We start from the raw sequence: 13416 nt of genomic DNA on the forward strand, positions 1-13416 counted from the left end.
CGGACCTAGCGTGGACGGCATGACGACACACGAGTCAGCCCCGACCCTCGACCTCGGCCACGCCTCCACCCCCGGCCTGACGATCCCGCAGATCGGCTTCGGTGTCTGGGAGGTGCCGGACGCCGCCGTCGACGCCGCGTTCGGGCAGGCCCTCGACGAGGGCTACCGCCACATCGACACCGCCAGGATCTACGGCAACGAGGACGGCGTCGGCCGGGTCCTCGCCCGTGAGGACGTCGACCGCGACAGCGTCTTCGTGACGACGAAGGTCTGGAACGACGACCACACGGACGTGCCCGCCGCCTTCGACGCGTCGATGCAGCGCCTCGGCATCGACGTGCTCGACCTCTACCTCATCCACTGGCCGGCACCGCAGCAGGACGCCTACGTCGACGCCTGGCGGGCGATGCTCGAGCTCCAGCGCGAGGGCAGGGTCCGCTCGGTCGGTGTCTGCAACTTCCAGGTGCCGCACCTGCAGCGCCTGCTCGACGAGACCGGCGTCCTGCCGTCGGTCAACCAGATCGAGCTGAGCCCGTACCTCCAGCAGCGTGAGCTGCGCGCCTTCCACGCCGAGCACGGCATCGTCACCGAGGCCTGGAGCCCGCTCGCCGTGCGCGCCGGCCTGCTCGACGACCCGGTGGTCGTCGACCTCGCGGGCAAGCACGCGGTGACGCCGGCCCAGCTCGTGCTGCGCTGGCACGTCGAGCTCGGCAACGTGGTGCTGACGCGGTCGGTGACCCCCGCCCGCATCGCGGAGAACGTCGAGATCTTCGGCTTCCACCTCGGCGACGACGACCTCCAGGCACTGGCCGGGCTCGACCGGGGCGCGCGCACGGGACCGGACCCGGACACCTTCGGCTGACCTGACCCGGGCGGGTCCGAGCCACTAGATTGGCGGGCATGGGACTGTTCTCGCGCAAGGGCAAGGACGACACCGACGAGGCCGTGGTCGCGGAGTCCGCCACGGGCGAGGACCCGGACGACGGGCTCGGCCCCGACTTCACCGGACGGCCGGTCGCCGTGCCGCTCGGCGACGAGGAGCGTGCCCGGCTGGCCTCGGCGCTCGAGCACGCCGCCGCGGACGGGGTGGACGTCGACGACCTCGCGTCGATCGGCGCCCACTACGACGTGGCCTACCGGCGCTGGGCCGACGAGGGCGGTTCGGGGGAGGGGCCTGAGGTCGTCGTCGAGACGTATGCCGTCGCCATCGGCGAGCACCTCGCACGCCACAGCGCGCGCGAGTGGGCCGTCGTCACGGACGTCTTCGGCACCGACCTCGGCCTCGTGGCGGCCCGTGCCGACACCGTCGTCGTGCCACACAACCTCGTCGGAGCCCGGTGGATGCGCGGCGAGACCGGCTGGGTCCCCGGCGTCGTGTCCCACCTCGTCAGCATCCGCCCGCGCTCTCGCTGAGGCGGCCCCTAGGATCGCCGACATGGACAGTGCCGCCCAGGGAGGGCCCGACCGACGCAGCAAGCGCGACCTGGAGGAGGGGATCCAGCGCGACTTCACGCGCAAGATGTCCTATGGCGACTACCTCCGGCTCGACACCCTGCTCAGCGCGCAGCAGCCGCTGAGCGAGCCGCCCCAGCACGACGAGCTGCTCTTCATCATCCAGCACCAGACGTCGGAGCTGTGGCTCAAGCTCCTGATCCACGAGCTCCGTTCTGCCAGAAGCCTGCTCAAGGACGACGAGCTGGCGCCGGCGCTCAAGAGGCTCGCCCGGGTCAAGCACATCCAGCACACGCTGACGGACCAGTGGTCGGTGCTCGCGACCCTGACACCGAGCGAGTACGCCGAGATCCGGCCCTTCCTCGCCGCCAGCTCGGGCTTCCAGTCGGCGCAGTACCGCGAGGTCGAGTTCCTCCTCGGCAACAAGAACGCCGACATGGTGGCGGTCTTCTCGCACGACGAGGGCGCGCGCTCGGCGCTCGACGCGCTGCTGCACGAGCCGAGCCTCTACGACGAGTTCCTCGCCTACCTTGCACGACGGGGGTATGCCGTCCCGGCAGGCCTGCTCGACCGTGACTGGACCCAGCCCTACCGCCATGACGAGGGGCTCGTCGACGTCTTCGCGGCCGTCTACGCCCAGCCGAACGAGCACTGGGGCGTCTACGAGACGTGCGAAGAGCTGGTCGACCTCGAGGACAACTTCCAGCAGTGGCGCTTCCGGCACCTGCAGGTCGTGCAGCGCACGATCGGGCAGAAGACCGGCACCGGGGGCTCGACGGGCGTCGACTTCCTCCGGCGCGCTCTCGACCTCACCTTCTTCCCCGAGCTCTACGAGGTGCGCACCCGGATCGGGGGCTGACGCACCCGTCCGGCGGCCCGCGATCGCGGCTGGCGTTGCTGGGGTAGGTCCCATGCGCCACGGTGGTGTCACAGCGACATTCGTGGCGCGACCACACCAGACGCATGGGAGGCGACATGGCTCAGGTTGCAGCGGAACAGGGCACGCACGAGGACGGTGAGCTCAAACGGGTCATGGGGCCCGGCTTGCTGCTGCTCTTCATCGTCGGTGACATCCTCGGGACGGGCGTCTACGCCCTGACGGGGGACGTCGCCGCGGAGGTGGGAGGAGCAGCGTGGGCGCCGTTCATCGTCGCGTTCGCCATCGCGATGGTCACGGCGTTCTCGTACCTCGAGCTCGTGACGAAGTACCCGCAGGCTGCGGGTGCCGCGCTCTACACGCACAAGGCGTTCGGGATCCACTTCCTGACCTTCATCGTGGCGTTCACGGTCATGTGCTCGGGCATCACGTCGGCCTCGACGGCGTCGCGCGCCTTCGCGTCGAACCTGGCCAAGGGCTTCGGCCTCGATGACGAGAACACGACGCTGATCATGCTCATAGCCCTGGGGTTCATGGCCGTCGTGGCCCTCGTGAACCTCCGCGGTGTCGGCGAGAGCGTCAAGGCCAACATCGTCCTGACGCTCGTCGAGCTGTCGGGCCTGCTGCTCGTCATCTTCGTCGGCTTCTTCGCGGTGTTCGCCGGCAAGGGTGACTTCTCGCGGACGATGATCTTCGAGTCGCCGAGCGACAAGTCGACCTTCTTCGCCGTGACGGCGGCGACGTCGCTGGCGTTCTTCGCGATGGTCGGCTTCGAGGACTCGGTCAACATGGCCGAGGAGACGAAGGACCCCGTCCGCATCTTCCCGAAGATGATGATCACGGGCATCGGGATCACCGGGGTCATCTACGTCCTCGTCTCACTCTGCGCGGTGGCGATCGTGCCCGTGGGCGACCTCGCGGCCAGCGACACGCCTCTCGTGACGGTCGTCGAACGGGCGGCTCCGGGTGTCCCGATCAAGGACCTGCTGCCCTTCATCTCGATGTTCGCCGTGGCGAACTCGGCCCTCATCAACATGCTCATGGCCTCGAGGCTGCTCTACGGGATGAGCCGACAGGAGGTGCTGCCGCACTTCCTCGGCAGGGTGCACGCGCACCGCCAGACGCCGTGGGCCGCCATCGTCTTCACGACGCTCCTGGCCTTCGGGCTCATCACCTACGTCTCCGGCGCGAGCGAGGACGCGGTCTCGGCCCTCGGTGGCACGACATCGCTGCTCCTCCTCGGGGTCTTCACGATCGTCAACATCGTCGTCCTCGTGCTGCGTCGTGACCCGAAGCCGGGTGACCACTTCGTCACGCCCTCGGTGCTGCCCGTCATCGGGGCGATCTGCTGCTTCTTCCTCGTGCTTCCGTTCTCAGGGAGGCCTTCGGAGCACTACACGATCGGCGGTGGGCTGCTCGCGCTCGGCGTCGTGCTCTGGGCTCTGACCTGGATCGCCAACCGCGGACTTCGGGCGAAGAAGACGTACTTCCGCGACCCTGACGACCTCGGCGGTGACGGGCCCGTCAACTAGAACGGCTCAACCCGCCCGGTCATCCGTGCCCTCGCGCTCCTCGTCCATATCGACGGGGAGCGCGAGCCGTCTGCGGACCCTGAGGCTGCGCGGCTCGCACTGGCAGGGGCACTCACTGGTGCACAGCTCCTCGAAGCAGGCGTCCAGGCAGTCGCACTCGACGTCGGCGACGGGTGGGGCGTCGACGCGGGGCTGCCGTCCTCGCATCAGGCGACGCCGGAGCGCGAGCGCCGGCTCGGTCGGGTGGTCTGCCGGGCGTCCACGGCGCGGTGCGGCCTCGGCCAGCTCGTCACGAGCGGCTCGATGCCGGAACCAGCCCCGGGCTTCGGGCCGGTCGTAGCGCGGGAACGCCCAGCGTTCGAACGGCACCTCGTCGGGTGGGGCGACGTCGAGGTGGGCCGGGAACCGTCGCCCCTGGTTGTCGCGGACGGTGTCGACCGGCACGGGGAAGACCTCGTTCCCGTCGCCGTCGACGACGGCGAGACGGAGCCCGGCCATGGTCAGGATCTCCTCGAAGAGCCGAAAGGGCGGCACCGCGACGTTGGTCTCGTAGCGACCGATCGTGCTCGCGGAGACGCCCACGAGCGCGGCCAGGTCGCGCTGGCTGAGGTCAGCCAGCCGTCGGACCCGCACGACGTAGCGCGCGACCTCGTCTCGTGTGTGGTCACCCGCGGAACCGTCTTTCATGGCAGCGATCCTGCGGGTGCGTACCGACACGCCTCAGGTCCGCCCCATCGCCTGTCCACAGGGGGCAACCTCAGGCGAGGGGGTGTGGACCGACCCATGCGTCACTGCCCCGTCCCGCGGAGCAGTGACGTAGGCGGCGGAGTGGGCTGCCAGGGGGCGGTGTCCGCTCGCTGCGTCAGTGCTCCGCTGGGTGGGGCAGTGACGTAGGCATTGGGGTGGGCTCCCGAGGGACCGGTGTCCGCTCGCTACGTCAGTGCTCCGGTGGGTGGGGCAGTGACCTAGGCGTTGGGGTGGGCTCCCGGGGGTCGCGGTGTCCGCTCGCTACGTCAGTGCTCCGCTGGGTGGGGCAGTGACGTAGGCGTCGGGGTGGGCTCCCGTGGGCGCGGTGTCCGCTCGCTACGTCAGTGCTCCGGCAGGTGGGGCAGTGACGTGGCGAACGGCGGGTTCAGGTGCTCAGTCGGCGGTCTTGGCGCGGACCTGGCGCTTGATGCGGCCGAGCATGGCCACCATGCCGCGCATCCGCAGCGGTGACACCGCCTCGGCGAGACCGAAGCGCATCGGAGCGTCGTCGGGGACGGCCAGCACCTCGGCGGCCGAGAGGCCGTCGAGCCCCTCGTGCAGGATCCCGGCGAAGCCGCGGGTCGTCGGTGCCTCGGCGGGAGCGTCGAAGAAGAGGCTGACGGGCCGGTCCTCGAGGGAGGCGCCGTCGGCGACCTCGACGGTGAGGAAGAGCGGCGACTGGCACTCGTCGACCCGCTCGAGCTGGTCGAGGTGACCGGCATACCGCTCGGGCAGGCCCGGCAGCTCGTCGCTGAACTCGAGCAGCAGCTGCAGCTTGAGGTCGTTGCTCGCCGAGCGGAAGTCCTCGGCGATCTCGGCCAGGGAGGTCGGTAGCGGGGTGTCGCTCACGAGAGGCTCCTGTCTCGCGTCCGGGTCACTTCTCGATGGGCACGCGCACGGCGTTGCCCCACTCGGTCCACGAGCCGTCGTAGTTGCGCACCGCCTCGAAGCCGAGCAGGTGCGTCAGGACGAACCACGTGTGGGACGAGCGCTCGCCGATGCGGCAGTACGCGACGACGTCGTCGGACGGGGTCAGGCCCTGCTCCTCGAGGTAGATCGCCTCGAGGTCCTCGCGCGACTTGAACGAGCCGTCCTCGGCGGCGGCGCGCGCCCACGGAACCGACTTCGCGCCGGGGATGTGTCCGCCGCGCATCGCCCCCTCCTGGGGGTAGTCGGGCATGTGGAGCAGCTCGCCGGAGTACTCGCCGGGGGAGCGGACGTCGACGAGCGGCTTGCCGAGGTGCGCGAGCACGTCGTCCTTGAAGGCGCGGATAGGCGCGTCGTCACGCTCGGCGACGGGATAGTCCACGGTTGTCGGGGACGTCACCTCTCGAGTCAGCTCGCGGCCCTCGGCGACCCACTTCGCGCGCCCACCGTCGAGCAGTCGGACGTCCTCGTGGCCGAAGAGGCTGAAGACCCAGAGCGCGTAGGCCGCCCACCAGTTGCTCTTGTCGCCGTAGATGACGACGGTCGTGTCGCGGCTGATGCCGCGCTGACCCATCACCTCGGCGAACCGGGCACCGTCGACGTAGTCGCGCGTCACGGGGTCGTTGAGGTCGACGTGCCAGTCGATCTTGAGCGCTCCGGGGATGTGGCCGGTCTCGTAGAGCAGCACGTCCTCGTCGGACTCGAGGAGCACGATGCCGTCCGGGCCGCCGATGCCGCCGGCCGAGACCTGCTCCGCGAGCCAGTCGGTCGTGACGAGCCGCTCGGGGTGGGCGTAGGCGGAGATCTTCGTGTCTTCAGCGCTCATGTCCCCATCGTGTCACGCGGGGTCCGGTCGCTCACACGTGGTCGAGGCGCCCGAGGTCGTCGCGGCAGCGGCGCTCGAACTCGCCGAGCTCGGCGATGGCGTCCTGCACGTCACGTAGCCGCTGCTCGAGGTCGGTGCGGCGCTCGTCGATCTGGTCCAGGACGTACTCGAGCTGGGTCCGACGACCGCGCGGGGCGTCGAAGAGGTCGATGATCGTGCGGATCTCCTCGAGCGGGAAACCGAGCCGCTTGCCGCGCAGGATGAGGCCGAGGCGCGTGCGGTCGCGGCGGTGGTAGACGCGCTGCGTGCCACGACGCTCGGGGGAGATCAGCCCGAGGTCCTCGTAGTGGCGCACCGTCCGGTGGGTGACGTCGAACGCCTCGGCCACCTGGGCGATGGTCCACGTCTCCCCGGTCCGCGAGGACCGGCGCGCGGTCGAGGTGTCACTTGTCATGGGGTCGATAGTGCTTTACGTTTACGTCAACGTCAAGCATGCGTCACGAGCGCGTGATGGCCGCCACCCTTCAGGAGAACAGCGATGTTCGAGCTCAGCCAGGACCACGAGGACTTCCGGATGGTCGTCCGCGACTTCGCCGAGAAGGAGGTCGCGCCTCACATCGCCAAGTGGGACGCTGCCGCGCACTTCCCGACCGACCTCGTGCCGAAGATGGGTGACCTCGGGCTGTTCGGCCTCGTCGTGCCGGAGGAGTACGGCGGCGCGGGGGAGTCCGGTGACTTCACGAGCCTCTGCGTCGCCATCGAGGAGCTCGGTCGTGTCGACCAGTCGATCGGCATCACGCTGTCGGCGGGCGTGGGGCTCGGCATCAACCCGATCCTCACCTACGGCACCGAGGAGCAGAAGCAGCGCTTCCTGCCCGACCTCGTTGCCGGCCGTGCCCTCGCCGGCTTCGGCCTCACCGAGCCCGAGGCCGGCTCCGACGCCGGTGCGACCCGTACGCGAGCCGTCCGCGACGGTGACGAGTGGGTCGTCAACGGCGCCAAGGCCTTCATCACGAACTCCGGCACCGACATCACGTCCGTCGTCACGGTGACCGCGCGCACCGGCACGAACGAGGACGGGTCTCCGCAGATCTCGGCGATCATGGTGCCCAGCGGCACTCGGGGCTTCGTCGTCGAGCCGGCGTACCACAAGCTCGGGTGGCGCGTCTCCGACACCCACGGCCTCACCTTCGAGAACTGCCACGTCCCCGCCGACCACCTCCTCGGCGAGGAGGGGGAGGGCTTCAAGCAGTTCCTCAACACCCTCGACGACGGCCGCATCGCTATCTCGGCACTCGCCGTCGGCTGCGCACAGGCCTGTCTCGAGCTCGCCACCGACTACGCGAAGACCCGTGTCGCGTTCGGTCGCCCGATCGGTGTCAACCAGGGCGTCTCGTTCCAGCTCGCCGATCTCGCGGTCATGGTCGAGGGCGCCCGGCTGCTCACCTACAAGGCGGCCTGGCTCAAGGACGAGCTCCACGCCGGCAAGCGCTCCGTCAAGGAGGTCAAGCAGGCCGCCGCCATCGCCAAGCTCTACTCGACCGAGGCCGCTGTCACGGCCACCCGGATCGCGACCCAGGTCTTCGGCGGCAACGGCTTCATGGAGGAGTACCCCGTGGCCCGCTTCTACCGCGACGCCAAGATCCTCGAGATCGGCGAGGGCACGTCCGAGGTCCAGCGCATGCTCATCGCCCGGGGGATGGGGCTGCCGGCATGACCGAGACGGCCGCGAGCACCACAACCGGCACCTCGCCGAGCCCCGACCCGCACGGCGACCCCCGCGTCGCCGACGTCCGGGCGCGTCTTGAGGCCGCCCACACGGCGTCCGCGAGCGCGCCGGAGAAGGCCCAGGCCAAGCTCGATGCGCAGGGCAAGATCTACGTCCGCGACCGCATCGCCCTGCTCTTCGACGAGGGCTCGTTCGTCGAGGACGGGCGCTACGCCAACGCGCTGGCGCCGGGGCTCCCGGCCGACGGCGTGGTGACGGGACGCGGCACCGTCGACGGACGACCGGCGATCGTCATCGCCAACGACCCGACCGTCAAGGCCGGATCGTGGGGCGCACGGACCGTCGAGAAGATCGTCCGCGCCACCGAGATGGCCCTCCGCGAGGAGCTCCCGGTCTTCTGGTTCGTCGACTCGGCGGGCGCCCGGATCACCGACCAGGTCGAGATGTTCCCCGGCCGCCGCGGCGCCGGGCGGATCTTCCACAACCAGGTGGCGCTCTCGGGCAAGGTGCCGCAGATCTGCTGCCTCTTCGGTCCGAGTGCTGCAGGCGGCGCCTACATCCCCAGCTTCTGCGACCTCATCATCATGGTCGAGGGCAATGCGTCGATGTACCTCGGCAGCCCGCGCATGGCCGAGATGGTCGTCGGCGAGAAGGTCTCCCTCGAGGAGATGGGCGGCGCCCGGATGCACTGCACGGTCTCCGGTGTCGGTGATCTGCTCGCCCACGACGACGCCGAGGCCATCGAGCTGGCCAAGCTCTACTTCTCCTACGTCCCCGGCAGCTGGCGCGACCACCCGCCCACGTATGCCGCCGAGGAGCCCGCGACGCCGCTGACCCGCGCGACCGTGCCCGAGCGGGAGTCGGTGCCGTTCGACGTCCACGAGGTCATCGACGGACTCGTCGACGACGACTCCTTCTTCGAGCTCAAGCCCCTGTGGGCCGGCGAGCTCGTCATCGGCTTCGGCCGTCTCGAGGGCCAGACCGTCGGCATCGTCGCCAACAACTCGATGGTCAAGGGCGGCGTGCTCTTCACCGACAGCGCCGACAAGGCCGCGCGTTTCATCTGGCTGTGCGACGCCTTCAACATCCCGCTCGTCTACCTCGCCGACGTGCCCGGCTTCATGATCGGCTCCGAGGTCGAGCGCGGCGGCATCATCCGCCACGGCGCCAAGATGGTCAGCGCCGTCTCGTCCGCGACCGTGCCGCAGTTCTGCGTCGTCGTCCGCAAGGCCTACGGTGCAGGGCTCTACGCCATGGGTGGACCGGGCTTCGGACCCGACGCGACGATCGCGCTACCGACGGCTCGGATCGCGGTGATGGGGCCGGAGGCTGCCGTCAACGCCGTCTACGCCAACAAGATCGCCGAGATCGCCGACGCGGACGAACAGGCACGATTCGTGGCAGACCGTCGCCGGGAGTACGAGGAGGACGTCGACATCGAGCGTCTTGCGGCCGATCTGGTCCTCGACTCCATCATCGAGGCGGATGAGCTGCGCTCGGACCTGGTGCGCCGACTGGCTTATGCTTCCCGGCGTGACCGTCACTTCAGCGAGCGCCGACGCGCCGTCCCGCCGGTCTGAGCCGCGCCTCGGTCACCGGCTCGAGCACCCCGACCGGGACCTCGAGCGGACGCAGCCGTTCTGGCGCCGCTTCCCGGTCTGGTTCCCGTTCGCGGTCTTCGCCGTCTCGCGTCTCTTCGTCTGGGTCGCCGCGACCTACCTCTCGCGCTACCAGATCCCGCTGCCCATCGGCACGGCCAACATCCGGATCTTCTACCCCTCGCCCGCGGACCCCGGCTACGCCGCGGTCATGACGGGCTGGGACGGCCAGTGGTACCGCGTCATCGCGGAACAGGGCTATCCCGCGGTGCTGCCCCGGGTCGGCTGGGGCGGCATCGACATGAACCCGTGGGCCTTCTTCCCGGTGTTCCCGATGACGGCCGGCCTCATCATGAAGGTCACCGGCCTGCCCTTCGCCGTCGTCGCGCCGACGCTCTCGATCGTCATCGGCTTCGCCGCGATGCACGTGCTCTTCAAGCTCGTCGACCAGGCGGTCGGTCGCTGGGAGGCGATTGTCGCCGTCGTCGCCACGTGCTTCTTCATCGCGTCGCCGGCCTTCTCCGCCTCCTACACCGAGTCGACGGCCCTGCTGGGCGTCGTCACCGTCCTGTGGCTGCTCCGCAAGCGGCAGTACGGGTGGGTGGCTCTGGCGCTCCTCGTCCTGTCCCTGAGCCGCAACGTCGTCATCGCGATGGTGCCGGTCATCATCGCCCACGCGGTCGTCCGCTGGCGGCAGGGTGACGAGGGCGAGCACCCCGTGCGGCTGCGCGTCGGGTTGGCGGCGCTCGCGGCCTACGCCGGGGCCCTGACCTTCCTGTGGCCGACGATCGTCACGATCGCGACCGACACGCCCAACGCGTACAACGACACGATGCTCGCCTGGAACATCGAGACGAAGATCAAGCTCTACCTGTGGTGGAACCTGCTCTACGACTACTGGGGCGTCGTCGGGCAGGTCGCGGGCGTGCTGGGCATCGCGGCGTTCACGTGGTTCATGCTGACGAAGAACTCGTGGCGCTGGGGTCCGGAGATCTGGGGCTGGGCCGGCGCCTACCCGGCATACATCATCCTCGTGACGAGCACGACGCCGAGCCGCGTGCGCTACGCCCTGCTCGCGTTCCCGATGACGCTCATCATCGCGTGGTTCCTCAAGCTGCGCTGGTGGCGGCGCTACCGCTACTGGCTGCTCGGGCTCATCGTCGTCATCGGCGCGGCCCAGATGTGGTGGTGGACCGAGCACTACCTCGTCATCGAGAACCTCACCGACGACCTCTACCCCTGACCGTCGGCCCTGTCGACCCCGCCGACGACGTCAAACCACTCGATGCCGGCGTCGGCCAGCAGGTCGCGCAGCAGCGGCAGGGACAGGCCGACGACGTTGTGGTGGTCGCCCTCGACGGCCGTGACGAACGCGCCGCCGAGCCCGTCGATGGTGAAGGCCCCGGCCACGGTGAGCGGCTCGCCCGTCGCGACGTAGGTCTCGATCTCCTCCTCGGAGAGCTTCGCGAAGTGGACCGTCGTGGACGCCGTCGCCCCCAGCGTGGGGCCGCCGCTGCCGCGCTCGTCGACGAGCCAGTGACCCGTGTGCAGCACCCCTGAACGGCCCCGCATCCGGCGCCACCGGGCCACGGCCTCCGCGGCGTCACCCGGCTTGCCGTGGACCTCGCCGTCGAGCTCGAGCACCGAGTCGCAGCCGAGCACGACCACACCGGCGTCGACGCGGGCCGCGACGTCCTCGGCCTTGGCGCGGGCCAGCAGCAGCGCGATGTCGGCCGGCTCGAGCGGGCCGTAGCGATCGGTCGCCTCGGCGACCGTCAGGTCCTCGTCGACCTCGCTCACGACGACGAGCGGCTCGATGCCCGCGGAGCGGAGCGTCGAGCGGCGAGCCGGCGACGCGGAGGCGAGGACCAGCTGGACAGCGGGCACGTCGGGGAGGGGACTCGGCGGCATGACGCCATGGTAGGCGGCGCGCTCGGTGCCCGGGACGCCGACGGCGCCGCCCCCCGGGGAGGCGGCGCCGTCAGGTCGTCCGTGGCCCGCTCAGATCTCCTGCAGCACCGCGCCGCGGAGGGTGTCGAGACCGACGCCGCCGATGTCGAGTGCGCGACGGTGGAAGGCCTTGAGGTCGAACGCGTCCCCCTCGCGCTGCTTGACCTCGTCGCGCAGCTGCAGCCAGAGGCGCTCGCCGATCTTGTAGCTGGGCGCCTGGCCCGGCCAGCCGAGGTAGCGGTTGAGCTCGAAGCGCAGGACCTTCTCGTCCATGAATCCGTAGCGGGTCAGGTAGGTCCACGCCTTGTCGTAGTCCCACGCGCCGCCACCGACCTCCTCGGGGGCGTCGAACCCGCAGTGCACGCCGATGTCGATGACGACGCGCGCGGCCCGAAGTGACTGTCCCGCAAGCCAGCCCATTCGGTTGCCCGGGTCGTCCATGTAGCCGAGCTCGGCCATGAGCCGCTCGGCGTAGAGAGCCCAGCCCTCACCGTGCCCGGAGGTCCACGCCTCGAGTCGACGCCACTTGTTGAGCAGCTCGGAGCGGTAGACCGTCTGTGCGACCTGGAGGTGGTGGCCCGGGACGCCCTCGTGGTAGACGGTCGTCAGCTCGTTCCACGTCCGGAACTCCGTGTTGCCCTTGGGCACCGACCACCACATGCGGCCGGGCCGGCTGAAGTCGTCGGACGGGCCGGTGTAGTAGATGCCCCCGGTCTGCGTCGGGGCGATCATGCACTCGATGCGCTGGACCGGCTCGGGGATGTCGAAGTGGACGTCCAAAAGGTCGGCGATGACCTCGTCGGCGCGCTCCTGCATCCAGGCCTTGAGCGCGTCGGTGCCGTGCAGGGCGTAGCGGTCGTCGGCGTCGAGGATCTCGACACCGCGCTGGACGCTGGCGCCGGCCTCGAGGCCCTCGGCGATCTCGGTCATCTGGGCGTGCAGGCTCGCGACCTCCTGCTGGCCCCAGCGGTAGGTCTCCTCGAGGTCGACCGCGGCACCGAGGAAGTAGCGCGACTCGAGCCGGTAGCGCTCGATGCCGCAGGCATCCGCCTCCGGCGCGTGCGGCAGCAGCTCCCGCTCCAGCCAGTCGGCGATGTCGCCGTATGCCGCCGCGGCCACCTTCGCGCCCTCGGCGAGCTGGTCCCTGACCTCGCCCGCGAGCGGCGCGTCACCCACGGTCGCGTCGGCCACGACCTTGGCGAAGTAGCCGTCGTCGGCCACGAGGTCGCGGGACTGGTCGGCGCAGGCCTCGACCTGGCGGCGCGGAGAGACCTGTCCGCGCTCGCGCGCGAGGAGCAGCGACTCCTTGTACCCCTCGAGCGCGGCCGGGATCTTCGTGAGGCGCACGGCGAAGGTGCGCCAGTGGTCCTCGGTGTCCTGAGGCATGAGGTCGAAGACGTCGCGGACCGCCTGGAGCGGCGACGCGAGGACGTTGAGGGACATCTCGTCGAGCCCGGCGGCATACCGGTCCTCCGAGAGCCTGAGGCGCTCGGTCATGGCGTCGACGGTGACGCGGTCGACGTCGTCGGTCGGGCTCGCGGCCGCGAGCTGGGCGAGCGTGGCCCGGCGCAGCTCGGAGGCGGCGGCGTTGCCGGCGGGGGAGAGGTCGTCGAGCTCCTCCTCGGCTCCGGGGACGCCGAGGAAGGTCGCGTTGATGGGACTGAGGGCGACGGACGCGTCGAAGTAGGTCTCCGCGATGCGGTCGACGTCGGTCTGGGGTCGCGCGGTCTGGGTGTTGGCGGTCACCCGGCGAACGTAATCCAGCCCGCGGTCCCGTG

The 13416-nt window shown here is 70.1% G+C and carries 13 protein-coding genes; 7 read left to right on the forward strand and 6 right to left on the reverse strand.

Translation table 11 applies throughout. From position 1 onward, the window contains the following. The first annotated feature begins 19 nt into the window (after positions 1-19). The 4 genes from H283_RS0122705 (at position 20) to H283_RS0122720 (ending at position 3861) form a co-directional block, all read left to right on the forward strand. Positions 20-862 (forward strand): aldo/keto reductase, encoded by an 843-nt coding sequence (locus tag H283_RS0122705; RefSeq protein WP_028785848.1) that lies wholly within the window; start codon positions 20-22, stop codon positions 860-862. Between the two features lie 38 nt (positions 863-900). Beyond that, positions 901-1413, forward strand: a complete 513-nt coding sequence (locus tag H283_RS0122710; RefSeq protein ID WP_020145828.1) for a DUF3806 domain-containing protein — start codon at positions 901-903, stop codon at positions 1411-1413. Positions 1414-1435: 22 nt separating this feature from the next. Continuing rightward, a complete protein-coding gene (gene kynA / locus H283_RS0122715; RefSeq protein ID WP_020145829.1) occupies positions 1436-2311 on the forward strand; it encodes a tryptophan 2,3-dioxygenase in 876 nt (291 codons plus the stop codon). A gap of 116 nt (positions 2312-2427) precedes the next feature. Beyond that, the gene (locus tag H283_RS0122720; protein WP_043650628.1) at positions 2428-3861 is read left to right on the forward strand and encodes an APC family permease; all 1434 of its coding nucleotides are present in this window, start codon (positions 2428-2430) and stop codon (positions 3859-3861) included. Between the two features lie 6 nt (positions 3862-3867). Here the strand turns inward: H283_RS0122720 and H283_RS0122725 are convergent, their stop codons facing one another. The 4 genes from H283_RS0122725 to H283_RS0122740 all read right to left on the reverse strand — a co-directional run bounded on the left by H283_RS0122725 (position 3868) and on the right by H283_RS0122740 (position 6815). Beyond that, the gene (locus H283_RS0122725) at positions 3868-4548 is read right to left on the reverse strand and encodes a helix-turn-helix domain-containing protein (RefSeq protein WP_020145831.1); all 681 of its coding nucleotides are present in this window, start codon (positions 4546-4548) and stop codon (positions 3868-3870) included. Between the two features lie 453 nt (positions 4549-5001). Next, positions 5002-5457, reverse strand: a complete 456-nt coding sequence (locus tag H283_RS0122730; RefSeq protein WP_020145832.1) for a SufE family protein — start codon at positions 5455-5457, stop codon at positions 5002-5004. 25 nt (positions 5458-5482) lie between these two features. After that, a complete protein-coding gene (locus H283_RS0122735; protein ID WP_020145833.1) occupies positions 5483-6361 on the reverse strand; it encodes a sulfurtransferase in 879 nt (292 codons plus the stop codon). Positions 6362-6392: 31 nt separating this feature from the next. Beyond that, the gene (locus H283_RS0122740) at positions 6393-6815 is read right to left on the reverse strand and encodes a MerR family DNA-binding transcriptional regulator (RefSeq protein WP_020145834.1); all 423 of its coding nucleotides are present in this window, start codon (positions 6813-6815) and stop codon (positions 6393-6395) included. 84 nt (positions 6816-6899) lie between these two features. On the opposite strand from H283_RS0122740, the gene H283_RS0122745 reads away from it, so the two are divergent. The 3 genes from H283_RS0122745 to H283_RS0122755 are packed head-to-tail and all read left to right on the forward strand — an operon-like array spanning position 6900 to position 10931. Further along, a complete protein-coding gene (locus tag H283_RS0122745; protein WP_020145835.1) occupies positions 6900-8078 on the forward strand; it encodes an acyl-CoA dehydrogenase family protein in 1179 nt (392 codons plus the stop codon). Further along, positions 8075-9670, forward strand: coding sequence for an acyl-CoA carboxylase subunit beta (locus H283_RS0122750; RefSeq protein WP_020145836.1), 1596 nt, complete (start codon positions 8075-8077; stop codon positions 9668-9670). Before H283_RS0122745 ends, H283_RS0122750 begins: the two co-directional genes overlap by 4 nt. Then, complete coding sequence (locus H283_RS0122755) at positions 9624-10931, forward strand: hypothetical protein (protein WP_231372351.1); 1308 nt, start codon at positions 9624-9626, stop codon at positions 10929-10931. Before H283_RS0122750 ends, H283_RS0122755 begins: the two co-directional genes overlap by 47 nt. Here H283_RS0122755 and H283_RS0122760 read toward each other — a convergent pair. Together H283_RS0122760 and H283_RS0122765 are read right to left on the reverse strand one after the other, a co-directional pair. Beyond that, the gene (locus H283_RS0122760; RefSeq protein ID WP_020145838.1) at positions 10922-11599 is read right to left on the reverse strand and encodes a nucleoside triphosphate pyrophosphatase; all 678 of its coding nucleotides are present in this window, start codon (positions 11597-11599) and stop codon (positions 10922-10924) included. The genes H283_RS0122755 and H283_RS0122760 overlap by 10 nt on opposite strands. Before the next feature lie 90 nt (positions 11600-11689). Continuing rightward, positions 11690-13384, reverse strand: a complete 1695-nt coding sequence (locus tag H283_RS0122765) for a DUF885 domain-containing protein (RefSeq protein ID WP_020145839.1) — start codon at positions 13382-13384, stop codon at positions 11690-11692. Between the last annotated feature and the right edge of the window lie 32 nt (positions 13385-13416).

It is taken from the genome of Terracoccus sp. 273MFTsu3.1, assembly GCF_000383675.1.
Lineage (GTDB): Bacteria > Actinomycetota > Actinomycetes > Actinomycetales > Dermatophilaceae > Terrabacter.

Bases quoted from the DNA above. Each gene is read 5' to 3' on its own strand.
- H283_RS0122760 (WP_020145838.1), bottom strand. From the start codon at position 11,599: ATGCCGCCGAGTCCCCTCCCCGACGTGCCCGCTGTCCAGCTGGTCCTC.
- H283_RS0122710 (WP_020145828.1), top strand. From the start codon at position 901: ATGGGACTGTTCTCGCGCAAGGGCAAGGACGACACCGACGAGGCCGTG.
- H283_RS0122745 (WP_020145835.1), top strand. From the start codon at position 6,900: ATGTTCGAGCTCAGCCAGGACCACGAGGACTTCCGGATGGTCGTCCGC.
- H283_RS0122735 (WP_020145833.1), bottom strand. From the start codon at position 6,361: ATGAGCGCTGAAGACACGAAGATCTCCGCCTACGCCCACCCCGAGCGG.
- H283_RS0122750 (WP_020145836.1), top strand. From the start codon at position 8,075: ATGACCGAGACGGCCGCGAGCACCACAACCGGCACCTCGCCGAGCCCC.
- H283_RS0122725 (WP_020145831.1), bottom strand. From the start codon at position 4,548: ATGAAAGACGGTTCCGCGGGTGACCACACACGAGACGAGGTCGCGCGC.
- H283_RS0122740 (WP_020145834.1), bottom strand. From the start codon at position 6,815: ATGACAAGTGACACCTCGACCGCGCGCCGGTCCTCGCGGACCGGGGAG.
- H283_RS0122720 (WP_043650628.1), top strand. From the start codon at position 2,428: ATGGCTCAGGTTGCAGCGGAACAGGGCACGCACGAGGACGGTGAGCTC.
- H283_RS0122705 (WP_028785848.1), top strand. From the start codon at position 20: ATGACGACACACGAGTCAGCCCCGACCCTCGACCTCGGCCACGCCTCC.
- kynA (WP_020145829.1), top strand. From the start codon at position 1,436: ATGGACAGTGCCGCCCAGGGAGGGCCCGACCGACGCAGCAAGCGCGAC.